Origin of the sequence: Phenylobacterium sp. (genome assembly GCF_035539035.1) — a bacterium.
Classification (GTDB): Bacteria; Pseudomonadota; Alphaproteobacteria; order Caulobacterales; family Caulobacteraceae; genus Phenylobacterium.
Window position 1 is genome coordinate 124,552 of sequence record NZ_DATLJI010000015.1, and the last position, 14,067, is coordinate 138,618.

Annotated in this window: 18 protein-coding genes and 1 tRNA gene; 3 read left to right on the plus strand and 16 right to left on the minus strand. The window is 71.0% G+C overall.

Features of this window, described 5'->3' with window-relative positions; genetic code table 11:
- The first annotated feature begins 10 nt into the window (after positions 1-10).
- Positions 11-87 (plus strand) — tRNA-Pro (locus VM685_RS12590).
- 37 nt (positions 88-124) lie between these two features.
- Here VM685_RS12590 and VM685_RS12595 read toward each other — a convergent pair.
- From VM685_RS12595 to VM685_RS12620, 6 genes are all read right to left on the minus strand, one after another.
- Positions 125-538 (minus strand): MerR family transcriptional regulator, encoded by a 414-nt coding sequence (locus tag VM685_RS12595; RefSeq protein ID WP_325460507.1) that lies wholly within the window; start codon positions 536-538, stop codon positions 125-127.
- Positions 539-565: 27 nt separating this feature from the next.
- Complete coding sequence (locus tag VM685_RS12600) at positions 566-868, minus strand: integration host factor subunit alpha (RefSeq protein ID WP_325460781.1); 303 nt, start codon at positions 866-868, stop codon at positions 566-568.
- 102 nt (positions 869-970) lie between these two features.
- Entirely contained in the window at positions 971-1,951 is a 981-nt protein-coding gene (locus VM685_RS12605) for a beta-ketoacyl-ACP synthase III (protein ID WP_325460508.1), read from the minus strand.
- Complete coding sequence (gene plsX / locus VM685_RS12610; protein ID WP_325460509.1) at positions 1,952-3,010, minus strand: phosphate acyltransferase PlsX; 1,059 nt, start codon at positions 3,008-3,010, stop codon at positions 1,952-1,954.
- 82 nt (positions 3,011-3,092) lie between these two features.
- Positions 3,093-3,614: a DUF177 domain-containing protein gene (locus VM685_RS12615; protein WP_325460510.1), complete on the minus strand. Its 522-nt coding sequence runs from the start codon at positions 3,612-3,614 to the stop codon at positions 3,093-3,095.
- Positions 3,611-4,138 (minus strand): ubiquinol-cytochrome C chaperone family protein, encoded by a 528-nt coding sequence (locus tag VM685_RS12620; protein ID WP_325460511.1) that lies wholly within the window; start codon positions 4,136-4,138, stop codon positions 3,611-3,613. Before VM685_RS12620 ends, VM685_RS12615 begins: the two co-directional genes overlap by 4 nt.
- A 105-nt stretch (positions 4,139-4,243) precedes the next feature.
- Here VM685_RS12620 and bamE point away from each other — a divergent pair, with 105 nt between their 5' ends.
- On the plus strand, positions 4,244-4,729 hold the full coding sequence (gene bamE, locus VM685_RS12625) for an outer membrane protein assembly factor BamE domain-containing protein (protein ID WP_325460512.1): 486 nt from the start codon (positions 4,244-4,246) through the stop codon (positions 4,727-4,729).
- Between the two features lie 243 nt (positions 4,730-4,972).
- On the opposite strand, the gene VM685_RS12630 is transcribed toward bamE, so the two are convergent.
- Together VM685_RS12630 and VM685_RS12635 are read right to left on the minus strand one after the other, a co-directional pair.
- A complete protein-coding gene (locus VM685_RS12630) occupies positions 4,973-7,099 on the minus strand; it encodes a sodium-translocating pyrophosphatase (RefSeq protein ID WP_325460513.1) in 2,127 nt (708 codons plus the stop codon).
- Between the two features lie 202 nt (positions 7,100-7,301).
- On the minus strand, positions 7,302-7,769 hold the full coding sequence (locus VM685_RS12635; RefSeq protein ID WP_325460514.1) for a hypothetical protein: 468 nt from the start codon (positions 7,767-7,769) through the stop codon (positions 7,302-7,304).
- A gap of 113 nt (positions 7,770-7,882) precedes the next feature.
- Here VM685_RS12635 and VM685_RS12640 point away from each other — a divergent pair, with 113 nt between their 5' ends.
- Positions 7,883-8,941 carry a retroviral-like aspartic protease family protein gene (locus VM685_RS12640; RefSeq protein WP_325460515.1) on the plus strand — a complete coding sequence of 353 codons (1,059 nt, stop codon included), beginning with the start codon at positions 7,883-7,885 and terminating at the stop codon, positions 8,939-8,941.
- On the opposite strand, the gene VM685_RS12645 is transcribed toward VM685_RS12640, so the two are convergent.
- From VM685_RS12645 to nrdR, 8 genes are all read right to left on the minus strand, one after another.
- A complete protein-coding gene (locus VM685_RS12645) occupies positions 8,845-9,345 on the minus strand; it encodes an isoprenylcysteine carboxyl methyltransferase family protein (protein ID WP_325460516.1) in 501 nt (166 codons plus the stop codon). The two genes, VM685_RS12640 and VM685_RS12645, sit on opposite strands and share 97 nt — an antisense overlap.
- Positions 9,342-10,391 carry a type III polyketide synthase gene (locus VM685_RS12650; protein ID WP_325460517.1) on the minus strand — a complete coding sequence of 350 codons (1,050 nt, stop codon included), beginning with the start codon at positions 10,389-10,391 and terminating at the stop codon, positions 9,342-9,344. The genes VM685_RS12645 and VM685_RS12650 overlap by 4 nt, the downstream gene beginning before the upstream one ends.
- Before the next feature lie 70 nt (positions 10,392-10,461).
- Entirely contained in the window at positions 10,462-11,409 is a 948-nt protein-coding gene (gene thiL / locus VM685_RS12655; protein ID WP_325460518.1) for a thiamine-phosphate kinase, read from the minus strand.
- Positions 11,396-11,842: a transcription antitermination factor NusB gene (nusB, locus tag VM685_RS12660; RefSeq protein WP_325460519.1), complete on the minus strand. Its 447-nt coding sequence runs from the start codon at positions 11,840-11,842 to the stop codon at positions 11,396-11,398. The genes thiL and nusB overlap by 14 nt, the downstream gene beginning before the upstream one ends.
- Positions 11,839-12,306 (minus strand): 6,7-dimethyl-8-ribityllumazine synthase, encoded by a 468-nt coding sequence (ribH, locus tag VM685_RS12665; protein WP_325460520.1) that lies wholly within the window; start codon positions 12,304-12,306, stop codon positions 11,839-11,841. The genes nusB and ribH overlap by 4 nt, the downstream gene beginning before the upstream one ends.
- 34 nt (positions 12,307-12,340) lie before the next feature.
- Entirely contained in the window at positions 12,341-12,931 is a 591-nt protein-coding gene (locus VM685_RS12670) for a riboflavin synthase (protein ID WP_325460521.1), read from the minus strand.
- The gene (locus tag VM685_RS12675; RefSeq protein ID WP_325460522.1) at positions 12,932-13,576 is read right to left on the minus strand and encodes a RibD family protein; all 645 of its coding nucleotides are present in this window, start codon (positions 13,574-13,576) and stop codon (positions 12,932-12,934) included. It abuts the gene before it with no gap.
- A gap of 2 nt (positions 13,577-13,578) precedes the next feature.
- Positions 13,579-14,049 (minus strand): transcriptional regulator NrdR, encoded by a 471-nt coding sequence (gene nrdR, locus VM685_RS12680; protein ID WP_325460523.1) that lies wholly within the window; start codon positions 14,047-14,049, stop codon positions 13,579-13,581.
- Positions 14,050-14,067 lie beyond the last annotated feature (18 nt).

The window sequence follows — 14,067 nt, forward strand, 5'->3', positions numbered from 1 at the left end:
GACCGGCCTGCGGAGCGTAGCGCAGCCTGGTAGCGCACTTGACTGGGGGTCAAGGGGTCGCAGGTTCAAATCCTGTCGCTCCGACCAGCGGCCGGCGGCGAGGAATTTCCCACACGTGCGGAGGCTAGTGCTTCAGCAGGCCGTCGAGGCGGGCCTTGGCGCCTTCGAGTTCGGCGAGCATGGCGACGAGGCGGGCGCGGGCGGCGTCGTCCAGGTCGACGGCGTGCGCCTCGGCGAGGTCTTCGGCGGCGGGCGGGGCGACGCCCTCGCCCTCCCCGGCCGAGATCAGGCGGCGGACGCCCTGCTCGCGGTGGAGGCGCTGCACGCCCTTGATGGTGTAGCCCTCATCGTGCAGCAGGCGGCGCACGCCCTTGAGCACGGCGATGTCCTGCGGCCGGTAGAACCGCCGCCCGCCCGCCCGCTTCATCGGGCGGATGAAGGAGAACTTAGTTTCCCAGAACCGCAGCACGTGCTGGGGCACGTTCAGCTCGTCCGCCGCTTCGGAGATCGTCCGAAAGGCTTCCGGGCCTTTGGCCATGGCGGCTACGCGGTCCTCACCGCGCGATCACCGCGAGAGGGCGCGGTCGACCCGCGCCTTCATCACCTGGGACGCGCGGAAGCCGATCACCCGGCGCGGCTCGATCGCCGCCGGCTCGCCGGTCTTGGGATTGCGGCCCATGCGGGCGCGCTTGGCGCGCACCTGGAAGACGCCGAAGCCGGAAAGCTTGACCTGTTCGCCGCGCTCGAGGGCCTGGGCCATCAGCTCGAGGACGCGCTCGACCAGCTCACTGCAATCCTGGCGTGTGAGGCCAACCTCCTCGTGGACCGACTCGCAGAGATCGGCCCGCGTAACCGTCGCGCCCTTCATCGTCGCCCCGTTCCCCGCAGCGATGCTGTTCATGGTCCTTGATTGTCTTATCATGACAAGGACTTCAAGGGCTGGATTGCAGAACGCGGTTAAGCCGCGTTCCTAAAGCCTCACCACGCAGGCGCCCCAGGTGAGCCCGCCGCCCATGGCTTCGAGCAGCAGGAGCTGCCCGGGTTGTATCCGGCCGTCCTGAACCGCCGCGTCCAGGGCGAGCGGGATCGAGGCGGCCGAGGTGTTGGCGTGACGCATCACCGTGGTGACCACCTTGTCCTCGTCGATGCCACACCGGTGGGCCACGCCCTGCAGGATCCGAAGGTTGGCCTGGTGGGGGATGAACCAGTCCACGGCGGAGACCTCCACGCCCGCGTCGGCGGCCGCGGCGTTGATCGCCTCGGAGATGTTGACCACGGCGTGGCGGAACACCTGGTTGCCCTGCATCCGCAGGTGGCCGATGCGTCCGTCGGTGGAGGCGCCGCCGTCCACGTAGAGCAGGTCCTGCTTGGTCCCGTCGCAGCGCAGCGCGAAGCCCAGCAGGCCGCGGTCCTCGGTGGTCCCCTCGCCTTCCCGCGGCTCGACCACCACGGCGCCGGCCCCGTCGCCGAACAGCACGCAGGTGCCGCGGTCGGTCCAGTCCATCAGCCGGGTCATGGCGTCGGCGCCGATCACCAGGGCGCACTTGGAGCGGCCGCGGGCCACGAAGCCGTCGGCCACCGACAGGGCGTAGACGAAGCCCGAGCACACCGCCTGGACGTCGAAGGCGACGCCCACCGGGCAGCCCAGCTTGCGCTGCACGATGGCGGCGGTGGCCGGGAAGGTCAGGTCCGGCGTGGTGGTGGCCACGATGATCAGGTCCACGTCGTCCGGCGCGCGGCCGGCGGCGGCGAGCGCCTTGCGGGCGGCGGCCACGGCGAGGTCTGACACCGGCTCGTCGTCGCGCACCTTGTGGCGCTGCTCGATGCCAGTGCGCTCGCGGATCCACTCGTCGGACGTGTCGACGAACTTCGCGAGATCCTCGTTGGTGACGACCTGTTGGGGAAGGTAGCCGCCGACCCCGGTCACGACGCTACGCAGGACCTTGGACACTTAGGCGGCTCCATCGGCGGCTGGCTCCGGGCTCGTCTCGGCGAGCGCGGCGGGCAGCTTGGTCATATTCCGTTCGATCTCGGCGGCGAAGTCGCTTTGCGCGAGATCCGCTGCGACACGAAGCGCCTCGGAGATGTCGCGGGCGCTCGCGCCGCCGTGGCACTTCAGCACGATGCCGTTCAGGCCGAGCAGCGGGGCCGCCGCCGGCGGGCTCAGCCGGTCGCGGAACTTGCGCAGGGCGCCCTGCGCCACGAGCGCGCCGGCGGTGGCCATGACGTTCGACGTCAGCGCGCCCTTGAGCTCGGCGGTCATGAAGCGGGCGGCGCCCTCCATGGCCTTGAGCGCGATGTTGCCGGTGAAGCCGTCGGTGACGATCACGTCCACCACGCCCTTGGTGATGTCGTCGCCCTCGACGAAGCCGCGGTACTCCAGGTCGAGCCGGCCCTCGCGCAGCACCCGGTGGGCCTCGCGGACCTCCTCGTGGCCCTTCATGTCCTCGGAGCCGACGTTGAGGATGCCCACGGTCGGGCGGGAGGCCTTGTGTACGGCGCGGTGGAAGGCCTCGCCCATGATGGCGAACTCCACCAGCCGCTCGGCGTCGCAGTCGACGTTGGCGCCCACGTCCAGGAAGGTGGTCACCCCGCGCGGCGTGGGGATGCCGGCGACCAGGGCCGGACGCTCGAGGTCGGCGCTCATCCGCAGGATCAGCTTGGAGATCGCCATCAGGGCGCCGGTGTTGCCGCAGGAGACGGCGGCCACCGCCTCGCCCTCGCGGATCGCCTCGACGGCGTTCCACATGGACGTGCCCTTGGCCCGGCGGAGCGCCTGGGCCGGCTTTTCGTCCATGGCCACCACGCGCTCGGCGTGGCGGATCTCGACGCGGCCGGAGAGACCCTTGCAGCGGCCGACCTCGGCGGAGACGGCGGCCTCATCGCCGTGCAGCAGGAAGCGGACCGTGGACGGCAGGACGTCCAGGGCGCGGGCGACGCCGGGAATAACCACGGACGGGCCGTGGTCTCCGCCCATGGCGTCGATCGAGATCACCAGCGGATGAGTCAAATGGAGCGCCTGGTCCCTCGGCCGCGCGGAATCGCTCCGGACGATACCGCCCGCGGCGCCTGAGTTGCAAACCGGGGGCGACTTAGCCTTCCGGATCTTTCAGCTTCTTCAACACCGCGAACGGGGATTCCTCCTGCGTCGGCGGGGTGTAGTCGAACTCGACGCCGGGCTTGCGGGGGAACGGGTCCACCTCCAGCGCCAGGTGCTCCACCACATAGCCGGCCACGTCCACGGCCTCCCCCTCCAGCACGTCCGGCGGATCCGGGGCGTCGGGGTCGAGCTCCATCTCGCCGCCCTCGGCGGCGGGGGCGTGGGGGCTGCCCTGCGGCACCGCGCGCACCTCGATGACGCCTTCGAGGGTCTGCTCGAAGGGATCGAGGCTCACCGAGCAGATCTGCTCGACCACGGCGCGGAAGCGGCCGGTGATCTCGGCGCCGTCCAGCCAGGGCTTCACGGTCACCTGGGCGGTGAGCGCGGGCAGGCTCTCCAGCCCCAGGTCGTGGGCGACCTTGGCGCGTTCGGCGGCGTCGGGCTCCAGGGTCAGGGTCACGGAGCCGCGCCCGAGCTCGTGCAGGCGCAGCGGCTTCGTCCAGTCGGCGCTCATGCGGCCCTCCAGTCCACGTCGCCCTTCAGCAGCCCCGTCGCCGGCTGGGCGGCCAGGTGGTCGCGCTGGGCCAGCACATAGTCGGCCATGACCGGCGCCTTCGCCTCGTCGGCGCCGGCGTACACGGTGCGCGCGATCAGCGCCTCCAGGGGGCCACGGTCCGGCAGGGCCTCGAAGGCGGCGTGGTAGTTCTTCGCCCGGCCGAAGAAAGCCTCGCCGAGCTTGCGCATCTTCTTGCCCACCGAGAGATCGCCCACGCCCATCTCGCGCAGCGCATCGTCCAGCGACTTCACGTAGGCGTCGAACAGGGCCTGGGAGGTCTCGGCCGCCGCCGGACCGTCGCCGCGCAGCCGCTCGAGCAGCAGCACCACATGGAGGCTGTAGACCTCGAAGCGGCCCTCCACGGTGTCCGGGGCGCCCAGCGCCTCGTAGAGCGCCGGCGTGCGGGCCTGGGCCACGGCGGCGACGTAGAGCGCCTTCCCCGTGGTCTGGGCCGGTCGCGGTCTGAACAGGCGCTGGAGCATGCGCGGCCTCTATTTCGCCCAAGGGGGCGGCTAAAGCAGCCGTTGAACTAGTGGGCGGCGACGGATAGGTCAAAGCCTCGAACAAGCAACGGGTCCCGACCGCACATGTTTCGCCGCGCCGCCTTCGCCGCCCTCGCCGCCGGTCTGCTGACCACGGCCGCCTGCGCGCCGATCACCACCTACTCCGGCTTCCAGGCGATCGAATCGGACCCGAAGGATGTCGTCATCGGCACCGACACCAAGTCCACGGTCCGCGGCAAGCTGGGTTCGCCGTCGGCCACCTCGACCTTCGACCCGAACGTCTGGTTCTACATGAACCAGGTGAAGCAGCGCGTGGCCTTCCGCCGCCCGCAGGTCACCGCCCGCAACGTCACCGCCATCACCTTCAACAAGGAGACGGAGGTGGTGGAGACGGTGAACAACTACACCCTGAAGGACGGCAAGGTCATCGCCTACAACAACCGCGAGACCCCGACGCGCGGCCGCGAGATGACGGTGCTGGAACAGCTGCTGGGCACGGTGGGCCGGGGCGGCATGCTGCCCCGCGACGACGAAGGCGTTCCCGGCAACCGCCCGGGCGACCGGCGCTAGGCGCTCAGGTCCCTCCCTTGATGGGGAGGGTGGACAGCGCGACGCGCCGGACGGGTGGGGAGGCCGTGATCCTCCCCGATGTTGGCGCGCCAGTCCGGCGCTGTCTGAGCCTGAACCCTGCTTCCCCACCCCGCTCGCCTTTGGCGAGTCGGCCCTCCCCACGGAGGGGGAGGGAAAGCGGGCAAAGAAAAACGCCCCGGAGATCGCTCTCCGGGGCGTCTTCGTTTCCGGCTGGGCCGGGATCTAGCCGACCACGCCGTGGGCCAGGACTGCGAGGAGCAGCAGGGCCACGATGTTGGTGATCTTGATCATCGGGTTCACGGCGGGGCCCGCCGTGTCCTTGTACGGGTCGCCGACGGTGTCGCCGGTGACCGCGGCCTTGTGGGCTTCCGAGCCCTTGCCGCCGAAGTGACCTTCCTCGATCAGTTTCTTGGCGTTGTCCCAGGCGCCGCCGCCGGAGGTCATCGAGATGGCCACGAAGAGGCCGGTCACGATCACGCCCATCAGCATGGCGCCCAGCGAGGCGAAGGCGTCAGCCTTGCCGGCGATGGCGTTGATGATGAAGAACAGCAGGACCGGGGTCACGACCGGCAGCAGCGACGGCACGATCATCTCGCGGATCGCGGCCTTGGTCAGGATGTCCACGGCGCGGCCGTACTCCGGCTTCACCTCCCCGGTCATGATCCCGGGGTTCTCCTTGAACTGCCGGCGCACCTCGGCGACGACGGCTTCGGCCGCCCGGCCCACGGCGGTCATGGACAGGCCGCCGAACAGGAAGGGCAGCAGCCCCCCGAACAGCAGGCCCACGACGACGTAGGGGTTGGAGAGGTCGAAGGCGACGGTGCCCAGGCCCTCGAAGAACGAGCCCGGCGCGGCGTTGGCCGAGAAGAACTTCAGGTCCTCGGTGTAGGCGGCGAACAGCACGAGCGCGCCGAGGCCCGCCGAGCCGATCGCATAGCCCTTGGTCACCGCCTTGGTCGTGTTGCCCACGGCGTCAAGGGCGTCGGTGGAGACGCGGACTTCCGGCGGCAGGCCGGCCATTTCCGCGATGCCGCCGGCGTTGTCCGTCACCGGGCCAAAGGCGTCGAGGGCGACGATGAAGCCGGCCAGCGACAGCATGGCGGTGGTGGCGATGGCGATGCCGAACAGGCCCGCCAGGCCGTAGGCGACGATGATGCCGACGATGATCGTCAGCGCCGGGAGCGCCGTCGATTCCAGGCTCATGGCGAGGCCCTGGATCACGTTGGTGCCGTGACCGGAGACCGACGCCTTGGCCACCGACTTCACCGGCCGGAAGCCCGTGCCGGTGTAGTACTCGGTGATCACCACGATGGCCGCGGTGACCGCGAGGCCGACCACGCCGCACCAGAACAGGTCCATGGCCCCGAAGGCCGAACCGTCGGCCATGGTGACCGTGCCGGGGACCAGCGCGTCGGTGACGAACCAGATGGCGACCAGCGAGGTCAGGCCGGTGACCACGAGGCCCTGGTAGAGGGCGCCCATGATGTTGCGGCTCTTGCCCAGGCGCACGAAGAAGGTGCCCAGGATCGAGGTGATGATGCAGGCGCCGCAGATGGCCAGCGGCAGCAGCATCATGTCGAACTCGAAACCGGTGCCGCGGAAGAAGATCGCCGCGAGCACCATGGTGGCGACCGTGGTCACCGCGTAGGTCTCGAACAGGTCGGCGGCCATGCCGGCGCAGTCGCCGACGTTGTCGCCCACGTTGTCGGCGATGGTCGCGGCGTTGCGGGGGTCGTCCTCCGGGATGCCCGCCTCGACCTTGCCGACCATGTCGCCGCCCACGTCGGCGCCCTTGGTGAAGATGCCGCCGCCGAGACGGGCGAAGATCGAGATCAGGCTGGCGCCGAAGCCGAGGGCGACGAGGCTGTCGACCACGTCACGGCTGGTGGGCTCCAGATCCATTGGGCCGGTGAGCACGGCGAAATAGACCGTCACGCCCAGGAGGGCGAAGCCCGCCACGAGCATGCCGGTGACCGCGCCGGAGCGGAACGCCAGCGACAGGCCCTTCTCCAGGCCTTCCGAAGCCGCCTGGGCGGTCCGGACGTTGGCGCGCACCGAGATCAGCATGCCCGCGAAGCCGGCGAGGCCCGACAGGATGGCGCCGATCGCGAAGCCGACCGCGGCCAGCGGCCCGATCAGCAGCGCGACGATGACCAGGATCACGACGCCGACGATGGCGATGGTGGTGTATTGCCGCTTCAGGTAGGCCTGCGCCCCCTCCTGGATCGCGGCGGCGATCTCCTGCATGCGCGCCGAGCCGGCCGAAGCCTTCAGCAGCATGCTGGTCTGCACCGCCCCGTAAAGGACGGCCAGTAGGCCGGCGATGATCACCAGCGTAAGCGTACTCATTTGTAGCGCACCCCTTTGCGATTGCGCGGAGGGGACTTCGCCGGCGATCTCAACTTACGGCCGCCGGAGCTCTCCCAACCCCTTTGGTTTCCCCCTGATCGGAGCGCATTCCCTACGGCGCTCCTGAACAGACGGCGGGGACACTGCCAAGGAACGGGCCCGTGCGCAACGGCTGGCGAAATGCCGCTCTCCTGACGTCGGGTCAGGTGGTGAGGACGGCTTTCGGGGGCGCGGACGACGGCTTGGGGACCTTGGCGCGGTGGCGCGGCGCCTGGGAGGTGACCACCACGGACTTCACCACGCCGGGCCCGGCGATGGCGACGGCGTCGCGCATCAGGCTGGCGCTCAGCCGCTGGGTGTCGATCTTCTGGTAGTCTTCCTTCAGCGTGAACGGCGTGCGGTGGCCGGCGCGGACCAGGGCGTCGCGGAAGTAGGGCTCGCGGGCCCGCCACTGGGAGGTGTTGGCGCCGCCCGTCAGGTTGATCCGCACATAGACGAAGACGTAGTTCACCAGCTGGCCGTTCGCGACGATCGGCAGGCCGACCGGGGCCAGGTCGACGTACTGGCCGACATCCTTGGGCGCGGTCTCCTTCTTGCCGCCTCCGGAGGCGGCGGCGGGCTGCACGGCCAGCAGCAGGACGGCGGCGGCGATGAGGGCGCGGCGAAACATCGCGTCCGTCCTAAAGCACAGGTGTTTCCGCGAGGTTGAGACGGCGTGGCCAAGGTGACCGCCTCGCGGAACGGTGATATCTTTCGGCGAAATAGTCGGGAGGAGTCAGGCACATGTCGGTCACCAGGCGCCACGTCTCAAGACGTCAGGCGGCAGCGGGACTGCTGACGGTCGCCGGGGCGGCGATGCTGCCCGCCCTCCCCGCGGTGGGCCAGACGGCCGAGATCGAGCCGCCGGAGGACCCGGACGAGCCGTCGATCGCCGTCGGGGCCGAGGAGAGCCGCAACGACCACCTGCTCGCGCCGGTCACGATCAACGGCTACGGGCCCTATCGATTCCTGCTGGACACCGGGGCCAACGCCTCGTGCGTGTCGCACCGGCTGATGGACCAGCTCGCCCTGACCCCGGGGCCGCCGACGCGGGTGCATACGGTGGTCGGCGTGCGCACCCGTCCCAGCGTGATGATCGACCGGCTGCAGGTGGGCGCACGCAACCGCAGGCGGGTCCGCGCCCCGGCCCTGCCGATCCGCGGCCCCGAGGTGGACGGCGTGCTGGGGGTCGACTGGCTGAAGGGCCAGCGGCTGGTGCTCGACTTCAAGACAAAGAACATCGAGATCACCAAGTCGCGGAGCGAGCGGTCCGAGGACGGCCGCGTGGTGGTGCCCGCCCGGCGCAGGCTCGGCCAGCTGACCATCGTCGACGCCGACCTGAGCGGCGAGCGGATCAGCGCGATGATCGATTCCGGCGCTCACGTCAGCCTCTGCAACGGCCCGCTGCACAAGCTGGTGGTCGCCGAGGAGCGCAAGCGCGGCCGGCTGGAGCCGCCGGTCAAGGTGGAGCTGGAGACCCTGGCCGGCGAGCGCTTCGAGGGCGAGCTCTTCTACCTGCCGTTCCTGCGGCTCGGCGGCCTGCACCTGGGCAACGTGCCGGTGGTCTACGCCGACATGCACGTGTTCGACATCTGGGGGCTGAAGGACACGCCCTCGATCGTGCTGGGCATGGACCTGCTCACTCAGTTCGACGCCGTGGCGCTCGACTTCGGCCGCAGCCAGGTGCGGTTCGACATGTCCGAGCCTCAGCGGACGGCGGACGCCTCGCGCAGCGCGGCCTCCTCGGCGCGGATCCTGACGAACAGGACCGAGGCGTTGAGGATCGAGAGGACCAGGGCGTAGGCGTAGAGGCCGAAGACCAGCGGCAGGACGGCGATCTCCGCGGCCACCACCACGTAGTTGGGATGCCGCAGGGCGCGATAGGGGCCGCGGGTCACCGGCGGCTCGCCCGGGAGGGTGATGATCCGCGTCGTCCAGCGCTCGCCAAGGGTGGCGATCACCCAGACGCGCAGCACCTGCAGGACGGCGAACACCGCCAGCCAGGCGAGGTTGGCCGGCCGGTCCCAGGCCAGCCACCAGAGCCCGCCCAGCCAGCCGGCGTGCAGGCCCACGAGGATCGGATAGTGCATGGCGCCCGATTCCACGCCGCCGCGGGCCAGCAGGCGGCGGGTGTTGCGACCGGCCAGGACCAGTTCGCCGAGGCGCTGAAGGGTGACGAAGCCGAGGATCAGGACGGGGAGGATCATGCGGCGCTGAGGGTCACCGTGCTGGCGGTGAAGCCCGGCCCCAGCGCCGTCATCACCGACCGCCGCGGCAGGCCGGCGCGGCGGGCGCGGTCGAGGACGTATAGGACGGTCGGCGCGGACATGTTGCCGTGGTCGGCCAGCACCTCGCGCTCGTGGTCCAGGGCGCCCTGGCCCAGGTCGAGCGCCGACTCCAGGGCTTCCACCACCTTGGTCCCGCCGGGGTGGCAGACGAAGCGGTCCACCTGCTCGACGCAGAGCCCCTGCCCGGCCAGCATGCTGTCCATGGCCGGCCGCAGCCGCTGGCGGGCGAACGGCGGGATGGCCTGGGCGAAGATCACGCCGAGTCCCTGGGGGTCCACGCGCCAGCCCATGATGTCGAGGGTGCCGGGCCAGGTGTGCTCGGCCGCGCCCTCGACCTGGGCGAAGCCGTCCTCGCCGGCCCGCAGCACGCAGGCCGCCGCGCCGTCCCCGAACAGGGCGGTGGCGACGATGTCGGCCTTGGAGGGGGCGTCCATCCGGAAGGACAGCGTGCAGAGTTCGAGGGCCACGAGCAGCACTCGCGCGCCCGGCTGGGCGGCCGCCAGCCGGGCCGCCAGCGCCAGCCCGGTCGCGCCGCCCGCGCAGCCGAGGCCGAACACCGGCACGCGCGCCGCGTCGGGGCGGAAGCCCATCGTCTCCATGGCCCGGGCCTCCAGGCTGGGCGTGGCGATGCCGGTGGAGGAGACGGTGACGATCAGGTCGATCTCGGCGCCGGTGAGGTCCGCCTCGTCCAGGGCGGCCTGCGCGACGCGCGCGAAGAGGTCGACCGCCGCGGTCGTGTAGGCCTCCATCCGCTCCGGCCAGCCGCGCGGCTCGAGGTACCACTCCATGGGCATGGCCGACTGGCGGGTGCGGATCCCCGTGGTCTCGAAGACCGGCGCCATGCGCTCGAACTGCGGGAAGCGGTCCCGGAAGATCTCCCCCGCCGCCCGCGCGACCTCGGCCTGCGGCAGCTCGTGCGGGGGCTGCGCAGTGGCCAGCGAGATCAGCCCGACGGGCGGTGTCATGTCTTCGCGGCCTCCCCGGCCGGGTTCAGCTTGCGAACCCCTGCCGCGGAACGTGGTTCCGCAGAGCCTGTCAGATGTGGCGCCAGCCCCCGTGCCCCGGATCGACGGGACGGCCGGACATCCGCACCGCGACGCCCTCCCCCTCCGAGACCTCTCCGACCACGGTGAACCCCGGCGGCTTCACGATCCCAGCGGGCATGGTGCAGACCACCTCGTAATCGTCGCCGCCCGTGGCCAGCTTCAGGAGGGCGGCGGTGGGGTCAGGCTGCGCCTCCAGCCAGGTGGCCGCGCCGCGGGAGAGGGGGATCCGCTCCAGATCCAGGGTCAGGCGCACGCCGCTGGCGCGGGCGATGTGACGGGCGTCGGCCACCAGGCCATCGGAGACGTCGGCCGCCGCGGTCGCGAGCCGCCGCAGCGGGGAGCGCAGGTCGAGCCGCGGCTCGGGCAGGTGGTAGCGGAAGGCGAGGTCCCCTTCCGGATCGTCGATCTCGCCGCGAACGGCGGCCAGGCCGAGCACCCCGTCGCCGATCGCGCCGCTGACCAGCACCTGATCCCCCGGCTGCGCGCCGGCACGCCTGACCATGCGGTCTTCGGGCACCCAGCCCATGGCCGTCAGGCTGGCCGTGAACGGCCCGGGCGTGGTCGTGGTGTCGCCGCCCAGGAGGTCGAGGCCGAAGGTCTCCAGGTCGGCGGCCAGGCCCATAGCGAAGCGCGCCCTGTCCTTCGGGCCGAAGCCTTGCGGCCAGCAGACCGCCAGGAAGCAGGCGAAGGGCTCGGCCGCCTTCGCCGCCAGGTCCGACAGGTTCACGCGCAGCAGCTTGCGAGCCACCAGGTCGGGCGCCTCACCCACCGGGAAGTGGATGCCCTCGACGATCGCGTCCTTGGTGACCACCAGGTCGTGGGCCGGACGCTTGGGGACGACGGCGGCGTCGTCCAGCAGGCCGAACGCGCCCGGCGCCCCGTGGGTCAGCGGGCGGAAGAGCCGTTCGATCTCTCCGAACTCGTCAGCTCCGGACATCCTGCGCCACGGCGTCGAGCGCCCCGTTCACGAAGCCCGGTTCCGGGCCCTCGAAGAAGGATTTGGCGAGCTCGACGTACTCGTCGATCACCACCTCGGTGGGGACGTCGCCGCGGTGGGCGAGCTCGTAGGACCCGGCGCGCAGGATGGCGCGCACGGTGGCGTCCAGTCGCTCCAGCCGCCAGCCCTGGGCCAGCCGCCGGGCGATGGCGGCGTCCACCGCCTTCTGCTCGGCGACGACGCCGCGCACCAGGTCGGCGAAGAACGCTTCGTCGGCGCCCGCCAGGGTCACGTCGTCCAGGTCGCGGTCGAAGCGGTGCTCGGCGAACTCCCGGATCACGGTCTCGGCCCCCGCGCTGGACACCTCCATCTGATAGAGAGCCTGGACGGCGGCCAGGCGGGCCACCGAGCGGGCCTGACGGGGCGTGCTCATCGCTTGCCGCCGAGCAGCTGCTGCTTCAGTTCGACCATCGACAGCGCCGCGCGGGCCGCGCCGCCGCCCTTGTCGCCCTCGCTCATCCGGGCGCGGGCCCAGGCCTGCTCCTCGTCCTCGACGGTCAGGATGCCGTTGCCGATGCACAGGCGCTTGCCGACGGTGAGGTCCATGATGCCGCGGGCGCTCTCGTTGGAGACGATCTCGAAGTGGTAGGTCTCGCCGCGGATCACGGTTCCCAGCGCCACATAGCCGTCGAACGGCGCGCCGCCGGCCGGGCGGTGGCCGCCCTCCTCGGCGAAGGCGATGGCGGCGGGGATCTCCAGGGCGCCGGGCACGGTCACCACCTCGTACTCCGCCCCGAACGCCTTGAGGGCGTCGGTCGCCCCCTGCAGGAGCGCGTCGGCGAGGTCTTCGTAGAAGCGCGCCTCGACGATGAGGATGCGGATCGGCTCTTCGGTCATCTGGAATGTCGCCCTTGGTGGTCGGGCGAACGCTTTAGGCCGTTTCGCGCCAGCGGGCGAGATAGCGCGCCAGCATATCGATCTCCAGGTTCACACGGGCGCCCGGTTTCAGCTCGCCGAGCGTGGTCACGTCCCAGGTGTGCGGGATCAGGTTCACCCCGAAGGCGTCGTCCTCCACCTCGTTGACGGTCAGCGACACGCCCTCGACGGTGATCGAGCCCTTCGGCGCAATGAAGCGGTGCAGCGGGCGCGGGACGCGGATTCGCACCCGGTGCGAACCACCCTCCTCCGCCACCGACAGCACCTCGCCGACGCCGTCGACGTGGCCGGAGACGATATGACCGCCCAGCTCGTCGCCCACGCGGGCGGCGCGCTCCAGGTTGACCCGGCGCCCCTCGCGCCAGTCGGACAGGGTGGTCTTGTCGAGGGTCTCGCCGGAGACCTCCACCGCGAACCAGCCCTCGCCCTTCTCCACCACGGTCAGGCAGCAGCCGGCGTGGGCGATGGAGGCGCCGATGTCGACGGTGGCCAGGTCGAACGACGTCTCGATCTCGAACCTGCGGTCGCGGTTGGTGTCACGCACCGCGCGCACGCGCCCCACGTCTGTGACGATGCCCGTGAACATTCAGACCCTCTCGTAGCGTTCCCAGAGGTCGTCGCCGACCTCGCGGACCTCGGTGCGCCGGAAATGGGGCGCATCGGCAAGCCCGGCAATGGCGAGGGCGCCCACGGCCGGACGGCCCTCGCCGCCGATGACGATGGGCGCGCGGAACCACTCCAGCGCGTCCACCAGGTCGCAGCGCAGGAAGCTGCCGGCTACCTGGCCGCCGCCCTCGACGAAGATGCGGTGAAGGCCCTCGGCGGCCAGGGCCTGCACGACCGTCTTCAGCTCCGGCCGGTCCTCGCCCACGGCGCGGACGTGCAGCACGCGCACGCCGAGCTCGACCAGCGCCGGATCCGGCTCGGTGGTGGCGACGATGTAGGTGGGGATCTCACGGGCGGTGCGGACCAGCTTGCAGTCCGGCGACAGGCGCTGGCGGCTGTCCAGCACGATCCGCGCGGGCTGCGGGCCGTTCCAGCCCGGCGTGCGCACCGTGAGCTCCGGGTCATCGGCGAGCGCGGTCTCCACGCCCACCAGCACGGCGTCGTGCTCCGCGCGGAGGCGATAGACCTGCTCGCGGGCCGGCTGTCCGGTGATCCACTTGCTCTGGCCCGCGGCCGTGGCGATCCGGCCGTCGAGGGAGGTGGCGAGCTTGAGGGTGACCGCCACGGCTAGCGCTCGCCGTCGGCCTCGCTCAGCCCCTCCTCGCCGAGGAACTTGGCGAAGTCGCCGGTCTCGCGGAAGTCGCGATAGACCGAGGCGTAGCGGACATAGGCCACGTCATCGAGCTGCTTCAGTTGCTTCATGACCAGCTCGCCGATGGTCGAGGACGGCAGCTCCGTCTCCCCCATGCTCTCGAGCTGGCGCACGATGGTTGAGATCATCCGCTCCACGCGCTCAGGCTCCACCGGCCGCTTGCGCATGGCGATGGAGATCGACCGCGCGAGCTTGTCGCGGTCGAACGGCGTGCGCCGCCCCGACCGCTTCAGGATGGTGATCTCGCGCAGCTGGACGCGTTCGAAGGTGGTGAAACGGCCGTTGCACACCGGGCAGAGCCGGCGACGACGGATCGCCGCGCCGTCTTCCGACGGTCGGCTGTCCTTCACCTGGGTTTCATCGTGGCCGCAGAACGGGCAGCGCATATCTAGCCCCTTTCGCGG

Excerpts from the sequence above, each read along its gene's own strand:
- VM685_RS12595 (WP_325460507.1), bottom strand. The coding sequence starts at position 538 with ATGGCCAAAGGCCCGGAAGCCTTTCGGACGATCTCCGAAGCGGCGGAC.
- VM685_RS12600 (WP_325460781.1), bottom strand. The coding sequence starts at position 868 with ATGAAGGGCGCGACGGTTACGCGGGCCGATCTCTGCGAGTCGGTCCAC.
- VM685_RS12615 (WP_325460510.1), bottom strand. The coding sequence starts at position 3,614 with ATGAGCGCCGACTGGACGAAGCCGCTGCGCCTGCACGAGCTCGGGCGC.
- VM685_RS12620 (WP_325460511.1), bottom strand. The coding sequence starts at position 4,138 with ATGCTCCAGCGCCTGTTCAGACCGCGACCGGCCCAGACCACGGGGAAG.
- bamE (WP_325460512.1), top strand. The coding sequence starts at position 4,244 with ATGTTTCGCCGCGCCGCCTTCGCCGCCCTCGCCGCCGGTCTGCTGACC.
- VM685_RS12630 (WP_325460513.1), bottom strand. The coding sequence starts at position 7,099 with ATGAGTACGCTTACGCTGGTGATCATCGCCGGCCTACTGGCCGTCCTT.
- VM685_RS12635 (WP_325460514.1), bottom strand. The coding sequence starts at position 7,769 with ATGTTTCGCCGCGCCCTCATCGCCGCCGCCGTCCTGCTGCTGGCCGTG.
- VM685_RS12640 (WP_325460515.1), top strand. The coding sequence starts at position 7,883 with ATGTCGGTCACCAGGCGCCACGTCTCAAGACGTCAGGCGGCAGCGGGA.
- VM685_RS12645 (WP_325460516.1), bottom strand. The coding sequence starts at position 9,345 with ATGATCCTCCCCGTCCTGATCCTCGGCTTCGTCACCCTTCAGCGCCTC.
- VM685_RS12650 (WP_325460517.1), bottom strand. The coding sequence starts at position 10,391 with ATGACACCGCCCGTCGGGCTGATCTCGCTGGCCACTGCGCAGCCCCCG.
- thiL (WP_325460518.1), bottom strand. The coding sequence starts at position 11,409 with ATGTCCGGAGCTGACGAGTTCGGAGAGATCGAACGGCTCTTCCGCCCG.
- nusB (WP_325460519.1), bottom strand. The coding sequence starts at position 11,842 with ATGAGCACGCCCCGTCAGGCCCGCTCGGTGGCCCGCCTGGCCGCCGTC.
- ribH (WP_325460520.1), bottom strand. The coding sequence starts at position 12,306 with ATGACCGAAGAGCCGATCCGCATCCTCATCGTCGAGGCGCGCTTCTAC.
- VM685_RS12670 (WP_325460521.1), bottom strand. The coding sequence starts at position 12,931 with ATGTTCACGGGCATCGTCACAGACGTGGGGCGCGTGCGCGCGGTGCGT.
- nrdR (WP_325460523.1), bottom strand. The coding sequence starts at position 14,049 with ATGCGCTGCCCGTTCTGCGGCCACGATGAAACCCAGGTGAAGGACAGC.